General features: G+C 33.4%; 16 protein-coding genes. 14 read left to right on the top strand and 2 right to left on the bottom strand.

Going from position 1 to position 17,907, the window contains the following annotated elements; all coding sequences use genetic code 11:
- The first annotated feature begins 55 nt into the window (after window positions 1-55).
- From JK636_RS10015 to citG, 9 genes are all read left to right on the top strand, one after another.
- Window positions 56-1,510: a methylaspartate mutase subunit E gene (locus JK636_RS10015; protein WP_202748682.1), complete on the top strand. Its 1,455-nt coding sequence runs from the start codon at window positions 56-58 to the stop codon at window positions 1,508-1,510.
- 80 nt (window positions 1,511-1,590) lie between these two features.
- Window positions 1,591-2,838, top strand: a complete 1,248-nt coding sequence (locus JK636_RS10010; protein WP_202748681.1) for a methylaspartate ammonia-lyase — start codon at window positions 1,591-1,593, stop codon at window positions 2,836-2,838.
- A 179-nt stretch (window positions 2,839-3,017) separates the two neighbouring features.
- Window positions 3,018-3,860 (top strand): fumarate hydratase, encoded by an 843-nt coding sequence (locus tag JK636_RS10005; RefSeq protein ID WP_202748680.1) that lies wholly within the window; start codon window positions 3,018-3,020, stop codon window positions 3,858-3,860.
- Window positions 3,861-3,884: 24 nt separating this feature from the next.
- Window positions 3,885-4,442, top strand: coding sequence for a Fe-S-containing hydro-lyase (locus JK636_RS10000; RefSeq protein ID WP_202748679.1), 558 nt, complete (start codon window positions 3,885-3,887; stop codon window positions 4,440-4,442).
- 155 nt (window positions 4,443-4,597) lie between these two features.
- Window positions 4,598-4,867, top strand: a complete 270-nt coding sequence (citD, locus tag JK636_RS09995) for a citrate lyase acyl carrier protein (RefSeq protein WP_202748678.1) — start codon at window positions 4,598-4,600, stop codon at window positions 4,865-4,867.
- On the top strand, window positions 4,867-5,742 hold the full coding sequence (locus tag JK636_RS09990; RefSeq protein ID WP_202748677.1) for an HpcH/HpaI aldolase/citrate lyase family protein: 876 nt from the start codon (window positions 4,867-4,869) through the stop codon (window positions 5,740-5,742). The genes citD and JK636_RS09990 overlap by 1 nt, the downstream gene beginning before the upstream one ends.
- Entirely contained in the window at window positions 5,742-7,283 is a 1,542-nt protein-coding gene (gene citF / locus JK636_RS09985; protein ID WP_202748676.1) for a citrate lyase subunit alpha, read from the top strand. Before JK636_RS09990 ends, citF begins: the two co-directional genes overlap by 1 nt.
- Window positions 7,284-7,294: 11 nt before the next feature.
- Window positions 7,295-8,335: a [citrate (pro-3S)-lyase] ligase gene (gene citC / locus JK636_RS09980; protein WP_202748675.1), complete on the top strand. Its 1,041-nt coding sequence runs from the start codon at window positions 7,295-7,297 to the stop codon at window positions 8,333-8,335.
- Between the two features lie 26 nt (window positions 8,336-8,361).
- Entirely contained in the window at window positions 8,362-9,243 is an 882-nt protein-coding gene (gene citG, locus JK636_RS09975) for a triphosphoribosyl-dephospho-CoA synthase CitG (RefSeq protein WP_202748674.1), read from the top strand.
- Window positions 9,244-9,386: 143 nt separating this feature from the next.
- On the opposite strand, the gene glgP is transcribed toward citG, so the two are convergent.
- Window positions 9,387-11,000: an alpha-glucan family phosphorylase gene (glgP, locus tag JK636_RS09970; protein ID WP_202748673.1), complete on the bottom strand. Its 1,614-nt coding sequence runs from the start codon at window positions 10,998-11,000 to the stop codon at window positions 9,387-9,389.
- Window positions 11,001-11,260: 260 nt separating this feature from the next.
- Here glgP and JK636_RS09965 point away from each other — a divergent pair, with 260 nt between their 5' ends.
- Both JK636_RS09965 and JK636_RS09960 read left to right on the top strand, forming a co-directional pair.
- Window positions 11,261-11,986, top strand: a complete 726-nt coding sequence (locus JK636_RS09965) for a tetratricopeptide repeat protein (RefSeq protein ID WP_202748672.1) — start codon at window positions 11,261-11,263, stop codon at window positions 11,984-11,986.
- A 79-nt stretch (window positions 11,987-12,065) separates the two neighbouring features.
- The gene (locus tag JK636_RS09960) at window positions 12,066-12,449 is read left to right on the top strand and encodes a hypothetical protein (protein WP_202748671.1); all 384 of its coding nucleotides are present in this window, start codon (window positions 12,066-12,068) and stop codon (window positions 12,447-12,449) included.
- 100 nt (window positions 12,450-12,549) lie between these two features.
- On the opposite strand, the gene JK636_RS09955 is transcribed toward JK636_RS09960, so the two are convergent.
- Window positions 12,550-14,214, bottom strand: a complete 1,665-nt coding sequence (locus JK636_RS09955; RefSeq protein ID WP_202748670.1) for a sigma 54-interacting transcriptional regulator — start codon at window positions 14,212-14,214, stop codon at window positions 12,550-12,552.
- Between the two features lie 295 nt (window positions 14,215-14,509).
- On the opposite strand from JK636_RS09955, the gene ptsP reads away from it, so the two are divergent.
- The 3 genes from ptsP (at window position 14,510) to JK636_RS09940 (ending at window position 17,861) form a co-directional block, all read left to right on the top strand.
- Window positions 14,510-16,126: a phosphoenolpyruvate--protein phosphotransferase gene (gene ptsP, locus JK636_RS09950; RefSeq protein ID WP_202748669.1), complete on the top strand. Its 1,617-nt coding sequence runs from the start codon at window positions 14,510-14,512 to the stop codon at window positions 16,124-16,126.
- 149 nt (window positions 16,127-16,275) lie between these two features.
- Complete coding sequence (locus JK636_RS09945; protein ID WP_202748668.1) at window positions 16,276-16,830, top strand: RNA polymerase sigma factor; 555 nt, start codon at window positions 16,276-16,278, stop codon at window positions 16,828-16,830.
- Window positions 16,830-17,861: a DUF4652 domain-containing protein gene (locus tag JK636_RS09940; RefSeq protein WP_202748667.1), complete on the top strand. Its 1,032-nt coding sequence runs from the start codon at window positions 16,830-16,832 to the stop codon at window positions 17,859-17,861. Before JK636_RS09945 ends, JK636_RS09940 begins: the two co-directional genes overlap by 1 nt.
- Window positions 17,862-17,907 lie beyond the last annotated feature (46 nt).

Raw genomic sequence — 17,907 nt, 5'->3', positions numbered from 1 at the left:
GAGGCATGACAATTGATAATTGTCATGGACATATAAGGAATACAGGAGGGTAATAATGGAACTTAAAAATAAAAGATTAACAGAGGAAGAATTTTTTAGTCAAAGAAATGAAGTCTTAAATCAATGGCCAACAGGAAAAGGTATAGATCTAGATAAAGCAGTTGATTATTTGAAAAAGGTACCTGAGCATAAGAACTTTTCTGCTAAACTTAAAAAAGCAAAGGAAGAGGGAATTACATTAGCTCAGCCAAGAGCAGGAGTTGCTCTAATAGATGAACATATAGAACTTTTAACTTTCCTTCAAGATGAAGGCGGAGCAGATTTGTTGCCATCTACTATAGATAGTTATACAAGACAAAATAGATATGATGAATGCGAAGTTGGTATTAAGGAAAGTATAGCAGCAGGACGTTCACTTTTAAATGGATTTCCTGGAGTAAATCATGGTGTGGAAGGCTGTAAAAGAGTATATGAATCAGTAAATCTTCCTCTTGAAGCGAGACATGGTACTCCAGATGCTAGGTTACTTTCTGAAATAATTCATGCAGCAGGATGGACTTCAAATGAAGGTGGAGGAATATCCTACAATATACCATATGCTAAAAGCGTAACTATGGAAAAATCTATACTTGACTGGCAGTATTGCGACAGACTTGTTGGTTTTTATGAAGAGCAAGGAATCGCTATAAATAGAGAACCATTTGGACCATTAACAGGAACATTGGTACCTCCAAGTACTTCTAATGTTGTAGCAATAATTGAAGCATTACTTGCAGCAGAGCAAGGCGTTAAAAACATTACAATAGGATACGGACAATGTGGAAATATAGTTCAAGACGTAGCTGCTATAAGAGCACTTGAAGAGCAGGCAAACGAATATTTAAAACAATATGGATATAATAACGTTTATATAACTACAGTTTTCCATCAATGGATGGGAGGATTCCCACAGGATGAAGCTAAGGCTTTTGGTCTTATCTCAACTGGTGCAGCAACTGCAGCACTTGCAGGAGCTACAAAGGTTATAGTTAAAACTCCTCATGAGGCTATCGGAATACCTACAAAAGAAGCTAATGCTCAGGGAATAAAAGCAACTAAGATGGCGTTAAACTTACTTAGAGGACAAAAAATGTCAATGTCTAAGGAACTTGAAACAGAAATTGCTATAATAAAAGCAGAAACTAAGTGTATGCTTGATAAAGTATATGAACTTGGAAATGGTGATTTAGCTGTTGGAACAGTTAAAGCATTTGCTAATGGAATAGTAGATGTTCCATTCGCTCCAAGCAAATATAATGCTGGAAAAATGATGCCAGCAAGAGATAATAATGGAGCAGTAAGATACTTAGAGTTTGGAAATATTCCGTTTACTGCTGAGCTAAAAGCTTATAATAGAAGAAAGCTTGAAGAAAGAGGTAAATTTGAAAGAAGAGATGTAAGCTTCCAAATGACAATAGATGATATTTTCGCTGTTGGTAAAGGTGTTCTTATTGGAAGACCCGAAAAATAATGAAGAATGATTGCGGAAAATCCCTTAGGGGATTTTCTATAACATAATATTAATATTTTAACGGAAGAAGGTTTATTATTATGAAAATTATTGATGTTGTTTGTTCTGGTGGAAGAACAGGATTTTATTTTGATGACCAAAGAGCTATAAAAAAAGGAGCAAAGCACGATGGTTTCACATATGTAGGTGAAACTGTAACAGAAGGCTTTAAGGCAGTAAGAGTAGCTGGAGAATCTATATCTGTTATGCTTATACTTGAAGATGGTCAGGTAGCACATGGCGATTGTGCTGCAGTTCAATACTCAGGTGCAGGCGGAAGAGATCCTCTATTCTTAGCAGGTGATTTTATACCAGTTATTGAAGAAAAAATAGCTCCAAAGCTTATAGGAAGAGAATTAACAAGCTTTAAGGAATTGGCAGAAGAATTTGATCACATGACTATAGATGGCAAGAGACTTCATACAGCTATAAGATACGGTATAACTCAAGCTATACTTGATGCTGTAGCTAAGGCTAAGAAAGTTACTATGGCAGAAGTAGTTAAAGATGAGTACAATACTGAAGTAGATATTAAGAGAATTCCTATATTTACTCAATCTGGAGATGACAGATATGATAATGCAGATAAAATGATAATTAAAAATGCAGACGTTATGCCTCATGCACTTATAAATCATGTTGAAGATAAACTAGGTCTTAAAGGAGAAAAACTTTTAGCTTATGTTGAATGGTTAAGAGATAGAGTATTAAAGCTTAGAACCAGCGAGCAATATCTTCCAGTATTTCATATAGACGTGTATGGAACTATAGGAGTTGCATTTAATAATGATATTAAAGCTATGGCTGATTACTTAGGAACTTTAGAAGAAGCTGCAAAGCCATTCCATTTGAGAATTGAAGGTCCAATGGATGTTGAGCACAGAGAAAGACAGATGGAGGCTCTAAGAGACTTAACAGCTGAACTTGACAATAGAGGAATAAATGTAGAGCTAGTTGCTGATGAATGGTGCAACACTTATGAAGATGTAGTGTTCTTTGCTGATAACAAGGCTGGGCATATGCTTCAAATAAAAACTCCAGATTTAGGAGGAGTAAATAATATAATAGAATCAATACTATACTGTAAAAAGAAAGGCGTAGGAGCTTATTGCGGAGGAACTTGTAATGAAACAAATCGTTCTGCAGAAGTTACAACAAATATTGCTATAGGCTGTGGAGCAGATCAATGTCTTGCTAAGCCAGGTATGGGTGTTGACGAAGGATATATGATAGTTAACAATGAAATGAATAGAGTAGTTGCACTTGTTAATAGAAGAAAAAACAAGTAGCAGAGCTAATGAAGAATGAAGAATTAAGAATGAAGAATGAATGATGGGAATCCCTTAAGGGATTTCCTATGAATAATATTATTAAAAAGTCTTATAGTGACTTTTCTCCAACATTCTTCATTCTTCATTTTTTTTATTCTTCATTTGTTTTATATTTTTAATAAAAAGGAGAGTTAGAGATGAGAGAAATTCATGTTGATGAAATAATAAAAGCTGTTAGAAAGCTTTGCATAGATGCTAATTACTATTTGTCAGATGATATAAAGCAAAAGCTTGAAGAGGCTTATAAGGAAGAGAATTGGTCTATAGCTAAAGATATACTTGAAAAGATACTTGAAAATGCAGGTATTGCTAAGAATCAAAATATGCCTATGTGTCAGGATACAGGAATGACTTGTGTATTTGTTGATTTAGGGCAGGATGTACACATTGTTGGCGGAATGCTTGAAGATGCTATTAATGAAGGAGTACGACAGGGATATGCTGATGGATATTTAAGAAAATCAGTAGTAAAAGATCCTTTAGATAGAGTTAATACAGGAGATAATACACCAGCAGTTGTACATTATGATATAGTACCTGGAGATAAAATTAAAATAACAGTTTCTCCAAAGGGCTTTGGTTCAGAAAATATGAGTAAGCTTAAGATGCTAAGACCTGCTGATGGTGTTGAAGGAGTTAAAAACTTTATTTTGCAAACTGTTAAAGAAGCGGGACCTAACCCATGTCCTCCTATAATTGTTGGAATTGGAATAGGTGGTACTTTTGAAAAATCAGCATTACTTGCAAAGAAGTCTCTTCTTAGACCAGTAACAAAGAGAAACGATAATCCTTTCTACGCAGAGCTTGAAGAGGAATTGCTTCAAAAGGTTAATGCACTTGGAATAGGACCACAAGGCTTTGGAGGAAGAAGCACAGCTCTTAGCGTTAATATTGAAGCTTATCCAACTCACATAGCAGGACTTCCAGTAGCAGTAAATATAAGCTGTCATGCAACAAGACATGCTGAAATTGAGCTATAAAAATTATTAAGGGGGACAAAAGTTATGGAAAAGAAAATAACAACTCCGCTTACAGAAGAGAAGGTTAAAGACCTTAAGGCAGGAGACAGCGTATTTATTACAGGTACTATATATACAGCTAGAGATGCAGCTCATAAAAGATTAGTTGAGCTTTTAGATAAAGGAGAAGAGCTTCCTATAGATGTTAAGGATGCAATAATATATTATGTTGGACCAACTCCTCCTAAGCCTGGAGAAGTAATAGGTTCTGCAGGACCTACTACAAGCTATAGAATGGATCCATATTCTCCAAGACTATTAGATATAGGGCTTAAAGGAATGATTGGAAAAGGCTTGAGAGGGCCAGAAGTAATAGATTCAATAAAACAAAATACAGCAGTATATTTTGCTGCAATAGGAGGAGCTGCAGCACTTATAGGAAAGTCAGTTACCGAAGCTGAGATAGTAGCTTATGAGGACTTAGGTGCAGAGGCTATAAGAAAACTTGAAGTTAAGGATTTTCCAGCTGTAGTTGTTATAGACTCTGAGGGAAACAATTTATATGAGATAGGACAGAGACAATACTTAGACAGCATTAAGTAAATTAATAATAATAATTAACAATTAAGAATTAAAATGAATTTAAATAGATTAATAGTAAAGTTTATAGTAGAATTATCATGTATTTAAACTAAGGCTTTGCTTAGCAAAGCCTTTTTACATTGTTAATTATTAATTAAAAAGAGGTTGGTGATTTTATGAAGATAACCAAAGTAGCAAAAGCAGGTACATTAGAATCTAACGATATACTAATCATGGTTATGCCTAATGAGGACGGTGGAATAGAGCTTGAACTTGAGAGCATAGTTATGAAACAGTTTGGTGAGCAAATAAGAAAAGTTATTTTAGATAAAATAAAAGCTATGGGAGTAGAAGATATTACAATTAAGGCTCAAGACAAGGGTGCTTTAGATTATGCTATTGAAGCAAGAGTTGAGACTGCTGTTAAAAGGGCGGTGAGTGAGTAATGAAAAGATTAAGAAGGACTATGCTTTTTATGCCTGGAAATAATCCTGGAATGCTTCTTAATGCAGGAATACTTGGAGCTGACTCTGTAATACTAGATTTAGAGGATGCTGTAAGTATATCGGAGAAGGATAGTGCAAGAATATTAGTTAGGGAAGCAATAAAGAATATAGACTATTCGAATGTAGAAGTAGTAGTAAGAATAAATCCATTAGATAATGAATTTGGAGCAGATGACGTTGAGGTGATAGCGAGAGTAAAACCTGATACTCTTATGGTTCCAAAAGCAGATGAACAAGAAATAAAGACTGTAGATGAAATGCTAAATAGAATAGAAAAAGAAGAAGGCTTTGAAGAAAACAGTATTAAAATAATACCATTGGTTGAAACAGCTTATGGACTTGAGACAGTTTATGATGTAATAAGAGCTTCAAAAAGAGTTGTAGGTGTTCTTTTAGGTGGTGAAGACTTAACTGCTGATTTAGGAATTAAAAGAACTAAAGAAGGAGAAGAGATTTTCTATGCCAGAAATAAAGTAGCTACAGCTTGTAAAGCATTAAAGGTAGATTCAATAGATACACCTTTTACAGATACAAATGATTATGAAGGTTTGGCTTTAGATACTGCAAAAGCAAAAAGTCTCGGCATGACAGGAAAAGCTTCTATAAATCCAAGACAAATAGACACTATACACTCCGTATTTGCTCCTACAGAAGCAGAAATTAAACATGCACTTAGAATTCTTGATGCTATGGAAGAGGCAAAGAGAGAAGGCAAAGGCGTATTTTCAATAGACGGAAAAATGGTAGATGCTCCAATAATAAATAGAGCAACCAATACAGTGGAGCTTGCCAAGATGTTGGGAGTGATAAGATAATGAAAAACGTATTAGGAAGAGAAATTCCGGAATATATAAATGGATATGGATCAGTTAATCCTTTTGAAGGCGCTTTTTCAAACATGGGGATAAAGGAAAAAAAGGCTGTTAAAGTTACAACTGTTACTCCTTTTGATAACAAGGTATTGGAAAGTATTGAAGAAGCCATAGAAAAGATAGGACTAAAGGATGGAATGACAATATCTTTTCACCATCATTTAAGAAATGGCGATTACGTTTTAAATATGGTTCTTGAGGTTATACATAAGAAAGGCATAAAAGACCTTACAATAGCAGCAAGTTCTATATTCCCTGTACATGCGCCTATGGTGGAACTTATAAAGAATGGTACAATAACAGGAATATATGCTAACTACATGTCTGGCCCTGTAGCAGAAGCAGTATCAAGAGGATATCTTAAGAACTGTGCTGTCATGCAAACACATGGTGGAAGACCTAGAGCTATAGAAAGCGGCGATTTACACATTGATGCAGCATTTATCGCAGCTCCAACAGCAGATACCTATGGAAATATAAATGGAGTAACAGGAAAATCTGCCTGTGGTGCATTAGGATATGCAGTATCAGATGCAGAATATGCTGATAAAGTTGTAGCAATAACTGATAATTTAGTTCAGTATCCAGCATGCCCAATTGAAATAAGTCAAATATATGTTGATTATGTTGTTAAAGTAGATTCTATCGGAAACCCAGCAGGAATAGTTTCAGGAACTACTAAAATAACAAAGGATCCTGTAGGACTTAAAATTGCTAAAATGGCTGCAGAAGTTATGAAAGCCTCAGGCATAGTGAAGAATGGTTTGTCTTTTCAGACTGGCGCAGGTGGAACCGCCCTTGCAGTAGCAGCCGAGCTTAAGGAAATTATGAAGAAGGAAGGCGTTGTTGGAAGCTTCGCTGCAGGCGGAACAACAGGATACATTGTAGAAATGCTTGAAGAAGGTCTGTTTAATTCTTTGCTGGACGTACAATGCTTTGATTTAAAAGCTGTTGAATCCTATAGAGAGAATCCTAAGCATCAAGCAATGTCAGCTTCCATGTATGCAAATCCTCATAACAAAGGTGCAGTTGTAAATAATCTGGACGTTATGATATTAGGAGCAACTGAAATAGATTTAGACTTTAATGTAAATGTAACAACAGGCTCTGATGGAAAGATAATGGGAGGTTCTGGAGGACACAGCGATACTGCTGCAGGCTCTAAGCTTGCTATTGTAGTAACCAACCTTGTAAAGGCAAGGCTTCCAATAATTAAAGAAAATGTTACTACAGTAACTACACCAGGTGAAAGCATAGATGTTTTAGTTACTGAAAGAGGCATAGCAGTTAATCCTAAGAGAACTGACTTAATTGAAAAGCTTAAGGAAACTAATTTGCCTGTTATGACTATTAAAGAACTAAAGGATTTAGCAGAAAAAATTACAGGGAAACCTAATAATATAAAATTATCTGAAGACATAGTTGCCGTAGTTGAGTACAGGGATGGAACAGTTATTGATGTTGTTAGAAAGGTAATTGATTAGGAGAGAGTAAAATGTATGGATTAGAAGTCCAGAGATTAAACTTAAATTCTAAAGAAGATAAATCTGAATTAGAAAAATTCTTAAATAAATTTGATTTAGGTTTAGATAATGATATAGATTATTCCTTAGTTATAAAAGAACAAGGTGAGATTAAAGCAACCTGTTCTAAAGCTAAAAATATACTTAAATGCTTTGCGGTAGACGAAGCTTTAAGAGGAGAGGGAATAACATCCACTTTAATAACAAGTTTAATAGACAGGTTATTTGAAGAAGGAATATACCATAGTTTTATTTTTACAAAGCCTAAAAATATATCAATTTTTTCATCACTAGGATTTAAGACTTTGTATAAGGTTAAAGATGTAGCGCTGCTTGAAAGTGGAATGTATAATATTAATACTTATATTGAAAAAGTGATTAAAAAATACGATATAAGTACTAATAAAAAGGCAGCTCTTGTCATGAACTGCAACCCTTTTACTCTTGGACATAAATATCTGATTGAAAAAGCATCAGAGGAAAATAAGGAAGTTTTAGTCTTTATAGTAGAAGAAAATAAATCCTTATTTCCTTTTGATATAAGATACAAATTAGTAAAAGAGGGAACAGCTCATCTAAAAAACGTTAAAGTTATACCTGGTGGGGAATATATAATTTCTTCTGCCACCTTTCCTTCTTATTTTCTAAGAGAAGAGGGAGAAAAACTAAGAGCATACACAGAACTTGACGCGGGTATTTTTGCAGAATATTTTTGTAAAAAACTTAATATAAAAAGAAGATATGTTGGCACAGAACCTTATTGCAGGGTAACCAATGCATATAATGAAGCTTTAGGAGAAACACTAAGTAGCAATGGAATAGAGCTGCGTGTAATTCAACGTAAAATATATAAAGAGCATGCTATAAGTGCTTCTGAAGTAAGAGATTATATAAGACAGAATAGGATGCATGAATTGAAAGATATAGTACCAGATGTAACTTGGGATTTTTTAAATTCAGATGGTGCCAAAGAGATAATTGAAAAAATTAAATCCAACAATACACCACATTAATTTAAATTTATATACGGAGATTCTTTATGAATAAAGCTTATAAAATATCGGATATTGCTTTTAAAATCAGTAGTTTTGCTATACAGGCTATTTCTTATGAAGCAGCCTGTTTTCCTTCTCCTGGTCTAGTTTCTCCAGTGTCAGATGGGGCTCATAAGGACATGGAGTATTTTATGTTTCTTGATAGTACTGTTTCACTCATCAAGCCATTAATTCTCTGCTGTGAGGCAGGACTAACCAATGATGCACCTAAAGAAATTTTTAAAGCTATTCGACAGATTGGTATTATTGGTGAAAATGAAATGTTTAAAGCAACGGGTGGGATAAATACTCATAAAGGAATGTTGTTTTTGATGGGAATAGCTTGTGCAGCTGTATCTAAGGCTTTATACGATAACAAGGATTTTAAAGCAGTAAGGCAAATAATAATGGATATGACTGAAGGAATGACACAAAGAGAATTAGAAACTAAAAAAGGTTTTCCTGATGACAAGTTATCACACGGTGAAAAATTATTTAAACAGCATGGAATTTCAGGAGTTAGAGGAGAAGTAGAGAAAGGTCTTCCTATAGTCTTTGATTTTGCTATAGACTTTTATAATAAAACCAAAGAACTTTATATAAATGATAGACTAATACATACTCTAATTGGGATAATGCAGTTTTGCGAAGATACAACAATACTTCACAGGCACTCCATAGACGTGCTTAAAGAAGTTCAGGCTAAGGCTAAATTCGTAACAGCCTTAGGAGGAATGAAAACAGATTTTGGAGTAGATGCTGTTTATGAAATGGATAAAGAATTTAAAAGAAGAAATATAAGTCCGGGGGGAAGTGCGGATCTGCTTGGACTTACTGTTTTTCTGAGTTTAGCAGAAAGTTATTTTGCAGAAAAAGGCACGGAGTAAATCCGTGCCTTTCACTGTAAAGGTAAAAGTCCTAAATGGACTTTTACGGGTATCCTGCGAGTAGAACGAGCAAGATTAGGATACCTAGTTGGCGAAGCCAAATTGTATAATATATTTAAAAAGAAACTAGCAATATTTATTAATTATTTTGTATAAAGCTCGTTGTAATATTGTTCAAGCATTCTCTTTGTTGCAAATTCATCTCTAGTTGTTCTGATGCTTTCTCTCATCATCTCTACCCATTTAGTTCTATTTTCATAGTAAGTAGGAACAACTCTATTAAGAAGTGTGTCATATAAAGCTTCTCTATCATGTTCATTAATATCTGGAACTTCACCTTCTGAAACTCCATCACCAAACTGCCATCCGTTAACTCCATCGATGCAGGCTTCTGGCCACCATCCATCAAGTATAGAGCAGTTAAGAACACCATTCATAGCAGCCTTCATTCCTGAAGTACCTGAAGCTTCTAGTGGTCTTATAGGATTATTTAGCCAAATATCAGAACCTCTAGTTAACATTCTACCTATAGTCATATCATAGTTTTCAATGAATACTACAGCATTTGGATACTTCTTCATCATAGCAACTAAGTTAGCTACTATTGCTTTTCCAGTATCATCAAGTGGATGAGCTTTTCCTGAGAATACGATTTGAACTTTTCCATCTCTTAAATATGGCTCGATAACTTCTGGTTTGCTGAAGATAAGGTCGCTTCTCTTATAAGGCGCTGCTCTTCTTGAAAAACCAATAAGGAGCTTGTCAGCATCAAGCTGTATTCCTGTTCTTTCTTTTACAAAGGATACAAGTTCTTTTTTTACTTCCATGTGAGAAGCCCAAAGATTTCCATTTTCTTCATAAGCTTTTGTTATTCTTTTATCTACCCAAGTTGGGGTATGTATAGCATTGGTTATTCCTATAATCTGTGAACGACCAGCTACTTCTTTCCACATCTTGTTAGCAGTTTCAGCATGAAGCTGAGCAACAGCATTAGCTTTTCTGGAAAGTCTAAGACCTGCCACAGTCATATTAAATGGATCTCCACCAAGTCTAACCATTTGATCCTTAGTTAATCCATTGAAGGCTCCCATAAATTCAAGCTTATCAATTGGATGAGATTCATTTCCTTGAACTATTGGAGTGTGTGTTGTAAATACGACCTCTTCTCTTGTTGCTTTCCAAGCTTCTTCAAAGCTCATTCCGGAACACATCTTTTCTCTAATAAGCTCAATTGCAGCTAAATCTGCATGACCTTCATTAAAGTGATATACATCAACTGGTATTTCAAGAGCTCTAAGTGCCTTAACTCCACCAATACCAAGTACTATTTCTTGTGCTATTCTTTCTTCACCGAACCAGCCATAAAGCTGTCCAGTTATCCATCTTTCTCCGTTTTCAGGAATGTCTGTGTCCAAAAGATATAGTGGGTTATTTCCAAACTTTTCAGTTTTCCAAACCTTGCATACTACATCTATGTTTCTTACTTTAACTGTTACTTTAACTCCAGTATCTTCTAAGAAATCATATTCATAATTTTTATAAGCATCATATGGCTTTCCGTCAGTACCAATTACTTGATCTCCGTAGCCTTGTTTCCATTTAAGTCCTATAGCTACTAAAGGTAAGTTCAAATCTTTAGCTCCCTTTAGGTGGTCTCCAGCAAGAATCCCAAGTCCTCCTGCATACATTTTAAAATCAGATTGTAGTCCATATTCCATACAGAAATAGGCAACTCTAGGAAGAGTTTTATTATCCATAGTATCCTCCTTATATTAAATAAATTTTTAGCAATATTAGTATTTACTTCTAAGGAAATTATACACGAAAAAAAGTATTTGTGCAAGCGATTGCATTAAGATTTTTAAAAATTTTAATCATGTTGTAGAATATAGACAACAAATAAAAAAATGTAAAAGGCTATGGCTTCATTTTTTTATTCTATACAGTATTGGACTAAATTTAGTATAATAAAAACGTCAAACAAAAATAGAAATAATATTTTATAAGGGGGATAAATATGTTTAATAAATACTCTTTAAAAACCAAGATTATTATATTTTTAATTGCTGCTGTTGCTGCTGTAGCTTTAATAATAAATACTGCTATAAATAACAGACAGAATATAAAAAACTATAAATTCGATGAAGGAAGCCAGTCATCAGCAAATGGGGTAATTAAGCCAAGCGAGAGCAACTCAAAAGAGAAGGTAGAAGAAGAGAAAAAGAAACAGGAGGAAGCCTTAAAAATGGAAAAGCAAAAAGCTCTAGAGGACAAATATCAAAATGGTTATGAGGCTTTCCAAAACAAAAATTATGGTGATGCTATTAAACTAGAAGATGAGGTAATAAACGAAGATGATAAATTTTATAAAGCCTACAACGTAAAGGGAATTGCTCAGTGCTATAATAAAAAGTATTTAGAAGGAATGAATAATATAGATAAGGCTTTGGAAATAAAGCCTGAATATGGGTATGCCAGATTTAACAAGGCTCTTGCTTTTGAACTTTATGCAAAGTATGATGATGCTTTAAAGTGGTATGATAAGGCTTTAGAAGTTGAAAATTTTGTGTGGAGCTACTATGGAAAGGCTAGTATTTATGGCAGAAGAGGAGATGTACCAAATACAGTTAAGAATTTAAAAACAGCCATTGAAATGGATGCTGCTGTAAAAGATGTTGCAAGGGATGAAGTGGATTTTAATAATGTTAAAAATAGCAAAGAGTTTCAAGAACTAATCAAATAAATATTTATGCTATTTTAAAATTAATAGCAGTACCCTCTTAAAAGCATTACACATATAATGAATAAAGGGGGTGGATTTCTTGGAGGCGAACGTACAAACAGTGAAATCTTCAGACATAGCAACTTTAGCCAGCAGATTAAATCTTATATCATCAATACTTAATAATTTTAATATTTCTAAACAAGATGAAATTTATGTTATAGCGGGAGTAATAGGACTAATATCTACTAATCTAGTAAGAAAATCAGCTATCCTAGAGGCTAATGAGCAGCAAATTGCTCCAGGAGTAACAACCTTTGCAAATAATCTAAAATTGATAGGAACCTCTATAGCTTTAATTTCAAGCAGTATTTTGTTTTGGGCACTATTAATTGAAGTTTCTTTGAGAGCACAGGGTATACAGGCGCCGCAGTCTTCAGCTACAGGGATAAATACAAATTCAGGAGCGGTTCTTGCCCAATAATTCAAATTAAAATAAAGGCACTGAAAACAAAATATATGTTGTTCAGTGCATTTACTTATTCACTGGCTTTAATTAGTTATTTATGAAAGCTAGAGATTTGTTATTCAACTTTTATATTATATTTCTCACACTTTAATGAAACAGTTCTATGAGTTAAACCTAGGGCTTTTCCTGCCTTATTATAGCTTTTATATTTTTGCATTGCTAAGGTTATAAGTTCTTTTTCATATTCTTCAATAGGAAGAAGTTCTCCATTTCTTAGATTAATAAGTCTTTCATCAGTTTGAGAAGAATTTGTTATATAAAAGGGCAAGTCCTTTGAAGCTATTGTTGAGCCTTCACAGAGATTAATTGCTCTTTCAATAATATTTTGAAATTCACGTATGTTGCCTGGCCAATTGTATTTTTGGAAATAGTTTATGCATTCAGATTCTATATTGTTTATGCTTTTATTTAGACTTTTGCTTATAGTTTTTACAAAATACTCAGTTAATAGATTTATATCTTCTTTTCTTTCTCTTAAAGGAGGAAGCGTTATAGTTATTACATTCAGACGATAATATAAGTCTTCTCTAAACTCGCCAGTTTTCATCATTTCTTCAAGGTTTCTATTAGTAGCTGCAATAACTCTTACATCTACTTTTTGTGTCTCAATTCCTCCTATGCTTTCAAACTCTTTTTCTTGAATCACCCGCAACAGTTTAACTTGCATTTGCTTTGGTAAATCACCTATTTCATCAAGGAAGATAGTTCCGCCGTCTGCTAATTTGAACTTTCCAGGCTTACTTTTAACCGCACCAGTAAAAGAACCTTTTTCAAAGCCAAAAAGTTCACTTTCAAGTAAGTTTTCTGGAATAGCTGCGCAATTTACTTTTATAAAAGGCTTATCTTTTCTTGTGCTATGATTGTGTATTGCTTTAGCAATCAGTTCTTTCCCAGTGCCGCTTTCTCCCCTTACCAGAACTGTTGAGGTTGACTTAGCGGCTTTAGCTGCGATTAAAAGAGCATCTTTTAAACTGCCGCTGGAGCCTATTATGTCAGTAAAAGAACCATTTAGTCTAGTATGCTTCTGAAGTTCTTCTCTGTAATAATTAATTTCTTCCTGGTAATGTTCCAATTTTTTAGCAAGTTCAGATATATCTTGAAACGCACCAATAGCACCTATAAGCTTATCATTTGAAAATATAGGTGCTCTATTTGCAATAACTATATTTTCGTTAATATTTAAAAATTCACCTGAGATTGAATCTTTAGTCTTAAGAACCTCAGGCAGCTTAGAGGCTGGGATAATATTTTTAATATTTCGCCCTACAACCTCCTTAGATGCCTTATCTAGCAATCTTAGTGCATACTCATTAGCAGAGGTTATATTAGAATTTACATCAATAACTATTATACCTAAAGGAAGGCTCTCCAAAATCTGTTCATTAGCAATTGTATTTTCTTCAATAAACTCATCTATATTTGACATAAAAGAATTATTAGGTTCAATTTGAGTCGTGATAAAATTACAAAGTTCAAGCACAGCATTTCTGCCCTGAAGACTATCCTCATAGCAGGAAATTTCAATAATTTCATTTTGTTTAATTTTTAGGGATATAAGTGCAAGCATGCTTATAGCAATGGGTTCTTTGTTTTCTAATTTCCGAATATATAAATTTATATTATATTTTGCCTTAAGCTCGGAAGCTTTGTTAACTATCATTGCCGCAATTCTTGTGTGAATTCCATAGGTTATATTTACGATAATACTATTTTTGTACATGGCCACTCCTGTATGATAAAAAATATCAATAATAGATTTATACTTGATAAAAAGTATCAATTTAATAATACAATAATAAATACAGCATGTCTATAATATATTTATAATAAAAAAATATACTTTACAAATAATATACTATGGAAATTTGATAAAAAATATCAATATATAAATTATAGAGCTAGTAAAATAGGCGTTTTAAACTTGGCATGCAAATTGCTAATAATATAATTTGTATGCACTTTTATTTGAATAATTAAATCTTATTTTGATATTTACATAAACAGGAGGAAGATGTATGAAAAAAGGTATTGCAGCTTCAAAAGGATATGCAATTGGTAATGTAGTGCTTAAGGTTAAGGAAGAAGAAATAATAGTTGAGAGAAAAATTGATAACTTAGACTCAGAAAAGGAAAGATTGCAAAAGGCCTTAACGACATCCAGAGATCAGCTTGAAAGAATAAAAGACAAGGCAGAAGCTGAAATGGGAGCGGATAAAGCCGCAGTATTTGAAAGTCATATGATGCTTCTAGATGATCCAGAATTTGTTGGCGCTATTGAAAGCGGTGTAGAGGCTAATATGATAAACGCCGAAAAAGTTTTAAAAGATGTTGTAGACATGTACGTTAGCATATTTGACTCTATGGAAGATGAATATATGAAGGAAAGAGCTGCGGATGTAAAGGACGTTGGTAACAGAATTCTTAACAATCTTCTTGGTAAATCAATGAATGATATAGGAGAACTTAAAAATAATACAGTTATAGTTGCACATGATTTAACCCCTTCTGATACAGCTGAGCTTGATAAGAGCAAGGTTATTGCTTTCTTGACAAATATAGGCGGAAGAACATCTCATAGTGCTATCATGGCAAGAACACTTGAAATTCCTGCTATAGTTGGTATGGGAGATATAACTGACACAGTTAAAAATGGAGATTTCATTATAGTGGATGGAATCGAAGGAATAGTTATAATAAATCCTACCGAAGAGCAGATTAATGAATATAATTTAAGAAAAGTTGAGTTTGAAGCTGAAAAGGAAGAACTTAAAAAGTTAGCTAATGTTGAAACTAAAACTAAAGCAGGTAGAAGAATAGAGGTAGTTGGAAACATAGGAAAACCTGAAGATGTTCATAAGGTATTAGAAAATGGAGGAGAAGGTGTAGGATTATTTAGAACAGAGTTTTTATATATGGATAGAGAAACTATGCCGACAGAAGAAGAGCAGTTTGAAGCATATAAATATGCAGCAGAAAAGTTAGATGGAAAGCCTTTAGTTATAAGAACTCTTGATATAGGAGGGGATAAGAAGCTTCCTTACCTTCCAATGCCAGAGGAAATGAATCCGTTTTTAGGCTATAGAGCTATAAGACTTTGTCTTGACCAAGTTGATTTATTTAAAATTCAACTTAGAGCACTCTTAAGAGCTTCAGCTTTTGGTAACCTTAAAATAATGTTTCCAATGATATCTTCAGTGCAGGAGTTTTTAGAGGCTAAAAAAATATTAGCTGAATGTATGGGAGAACTTAAGGCTCAGGGAAAAGCTTTTAACGAAAGTTTAGAAACAGGTATAATGATAGAAATACCTTCTGCTGCGGTAATGGCTGATGAGCTTGCAAAGCATGTTGATTTCTTCAGTATAGGAACAAATGATTTGATTCAGTATACCTTAGCCGCTGACAGAATGAATGAGAAGGTTTCATATTTATATGATCCAATGCATCCGGCTGTTTTAAGACTTATTAAAATGACTATAGATGCAGCTCACAAGGAAGGAAAATGGTGCGGCATGTGCGGGGAAATGGCTGGAGATGAAACAGCAGTACCTACTTTATTAGAGTATGGATTAGATGAATTTTCTATGAGCGCTTCTTCAATACTTAGAGCAAAACAGATAATTATAAATAGCTAGTTTGATAATATTACAAAGCCTTGAGAAGAAATAATCTTAATATCTTCTCAGGGCTTTTGCTTTTGAATTAATCTCATATTTTATGTAACTATTCTATTTAATTTCCGTATATAATTATGACTATAAAAGAAAGCAAGGGGGTACTTGCCTTGGAAGAAGATTTAAAGCTTGTTCAAGAAGTATTAAAAGGTAATATAGATAGCTTTAATATATTAGTAAACAAGTATGAGTTTACTGTATTAAAGTTTGTTTATAATACAATAAGAGATAGAGAGGCGTCAGAGGATATAACTCAAGAAGTTTTTATAGCAGTTTATAATAAGCTCTATACCTTTAAAAAGGAATATAAGTTTTCAAATTGGCTTTTTCAAATTGCTAAAAATAAGTGTATAGACTATGTAAGAAAATATAAAAGGGTCTATGAAGCTAATGTAGAAGATTTTTATGATATTGCATCTAGTGAAATCTCTCCGGAGCAAAGTGCAGAATATAAAGAAATTAAAAAGCTAGTAGAGAGTTACATAGGTACACTAAATGAATTAGACAGACAAATAATTATTTTAAGATATTTAAATAACAATATAACCTTCTTGGATATTGGTGAAATTTTAGATATGAATGAGTCAGCCGTAAAACGAAGATATTATAAGTCAAGAGAAAAGTTTAAAGAGTTTAGACTAAATAGAGAGAAGGGGTGTAAGTAATGGACTGTAGTGTGTTTAAGAAAAAATTACCGGATTTAGTTGAAGATAATCTTTCTTATGATATAAAGGAGGCCATGCTTAAGCATATAAAGGAATGTGAAGAGTGTAAAAATGTTTATGAACAAGAACTTTCATTTGACAAAGCTATGAAAATCGGTCTTTTTGTAGAGCCACATTCATTTAGAAGTTTGCGAGGTGATATAATGAAAAATATTGATAAAAGAAGGTACGGAAGAAACCCTCTTAAAAAGTTTCTATATCATTTAAATAAGTATAGGGGGACATATACTTCGATAGCAGCATTTGTAGCGGTAGCGGTTTTTATAACTCCTTATATTTCTAAAATGGGTTTTGGAAGCTCAATGAAGAAAGCTGCAAGTTATGAAAGTGCAAACAAGTCATCAAAGTCTATAGTTTCGGGTTCAACAACACAAGATTTATCTATTGATACTCCTAAAGCAGCAAGTAAAGAGAGTGCAGCCGCAAGTGAAACTTCTGGCAAGCCAACTTTATATCTTCCTAAATTTGAAAAGAAAGAAATGCCCAATGATTTTAAGGTTTCTTTTGGTACAGCTTGGAAAAATTCAACTGATAAGCAATATGGTGCTTCAATTGACGGGAAAGGGGATAAAGCTCAGGAGGAAGGAATAGGAAGTATAATAGTAAAAGATTTAAAGAACGATAAGCAGTATTCTTTTGAACTTGTTAATAATGAAGTAAATCAATTTAGCCCATTAGCTTTAGAGTGGATTAACGATGATAAACTTTTGATTATAGTAGGAAGCGGTTATGGCACTATAAGTCATGGCGGAGATTTATTTATATTGGATATAAATAAGAATGAAACACAAAAGGTAAATACTCAGGAAGTAATAAAGCTTGATCAAAAGGTATCTATTACTAAAATACTGTCAGTAAATATAAACGCTAAGAAGGAGCTTGTTGTTGAATTTGAATATTTAGTATACGAAGATTCAAATTATACAAAAATGCATACTGAAAAAGCAAGTATAACTACAGCATTTTATTAAACTTTCCAGTAGATAAAATATTTAAATCTTACTATAATGAATAAGG

This window comes from Clostridium rhizosphaerae, from assembly GCF_016765585.1.
In the GTDB taxonomy this organism is placed as follows: Bacteria; Bacillota; Clostridia; order Clostridiales; family Clostridiaceae; genus Clostridium_AT; species Clostridium_AT rhizosphaerae.
This window is presented reverse-complemented; position numbering and strand designations above follow the sequence as displayed.